Consider the following 1590-nt stretch of genomic DNA (forward strand, 5'->3'; position numbering starts at 1 on the left):
GCCCTCCACCGCCTCGATGGCCATCAGGCCGGCGACGCGCAAGGCCTCGATCGCCGCTTCGCGGTCGCGGCCCTCGACCGTGCCCTGACGGATTTCGCCGGTGCGCATGACGACGGCGCGATAGCGGAAGCTCTTCACGCCGTCAGCCCTCCCGCGTCACGCGCAGGACTTCCTCGATGGTGGTCTCGCCCGCCACCACCTTGTCGATACCGTCGGCCAGCATGGGGCGCATCCCCTCGTCCATGGCGGCGCGGGCGATTTCCCGCGCTTCCGCCCGGCCGAGGACGAGACGGGAGACCGCCTCGCTCATGGGCAGCAATTCGAGAATGGCCAGCCGGCCCCGGAACCCGCTGCCGCCACAGGCTTCGCAGCCGACCTCGCGGTGGAAATGGATCTCGCCCGCCGGCACGGCGCCGGGGCCAAGGGCGGCAAGCGCCTCCGCCGTCGGCCGGTAGGGCTCGCGGCAATGAGGGCACAGGCGGCGCACCAGCCGCTGGGCCAGCACGGCATTCAGGGTGGAGGCGATCAGATAGGGCTCCGCCCCCATGTCGAGAAGCCGGGTGACCGCGCTCGGCGCGTCATTTGTGTGCAGTGTCGACAGGATGGTGTGGCCGGTCAGCGCCGCCTGGATCGCGACCTGCACGGTTTCGAGATCGCGGATTTCGCCGACCATCATCACATCCGGGTCCTGGCGCAGGAAGGAGCGCAGGGATTCGGCGAAGCCGAGGCCGATCTTGTGGCGCACCTGGGTCTGGCTGATGCCCTGCAGGCGGTATTCGATCGGATCCTCGATGGTCAGGATCTTGCGCTCGGGCGTGTTGAGCGCGGCGAGCGAGGCATAGAGCGTCGTCGTCTTGCCGCTGCCGGTCGGGCCGGTGACGAGGACGATGCCATGGGGCCGGCGCAGGATCTTCAGCCATTGCGCCTTCATCGCCTCGCCAAAGCCGAGGGCATCGAAATCGAGCGAGAGATGGGAGCGGTCGAGAATGCGCAAAACGACGCTCTCGCCATGAATGACCGGCGAGGTGGCGACGCGGAAATCGATATCCTGACCCCGCACCGCGAGGCGCAAACGCCCGTCCTGGGGCAGGCGCCGTTCGGCGATGTCGAGATTGGCCATGACCTTGATGCGCGAGACGATACTGTTCCGCATCGCCGCCGGCAGGGTCTCGCATTCGATCAGGGCGCCGTCGACGCGCATCCGCAGCTTCAGCCCGTCCTCGCCCGGCTCGAGATGGATGTCCGACGCCCGCGCCTCGACCGCGCGCATGATCACGGCGTTGACGACCCGCACCACCGGCGCGTCGCTGGCGAGATCGCGCATCCGCTCGATATCGGCATCATCCGCCGCCTCGTCGGCACCGCCGCCGGATTCGCCCGGCGCCGCGCCGCACAGGCGATCGAGCGCCTGTTCGACATCGCTCGCCCGGGCGACGAAAGGGCGTACCGGACAACGCAGGGTGAATTCGAGCGCCTGACGGGCGTAGGGATCGAGCGGATCGACGAAGGCGACATCAAGACCCGCCTCGGTCTGCGCCAGCGGCAGGGCGCGCACCCGGCGCAGGAAACGCGGCGCGATCCGCCCCGCGG

1 protein-coding gene is annotated in these 1590 nt (G+C 69.4%); it reads right to left on the minus strand.

The annotated features are described in order from the left end of the window. Positions 1–142 precede the first annotated feature (142 nt). A partial coding sequence (locus tag WAZ62_RS02210; RefSeq protein WP_422641900.1) for a GspE/PulE family protein occupies positions 143–1590 on the minus strand: 1448 nt, incomplete at its 5' end.

The organism is Zavarzinia sp. (assembly GCF_049306435.1).
Classification (GTDB): domain Bacteria; phylum Pseudomonadota; class Alphaproteobacteria; order Zavarziniales; family Zavarziniaceae; genus Zavarzinia.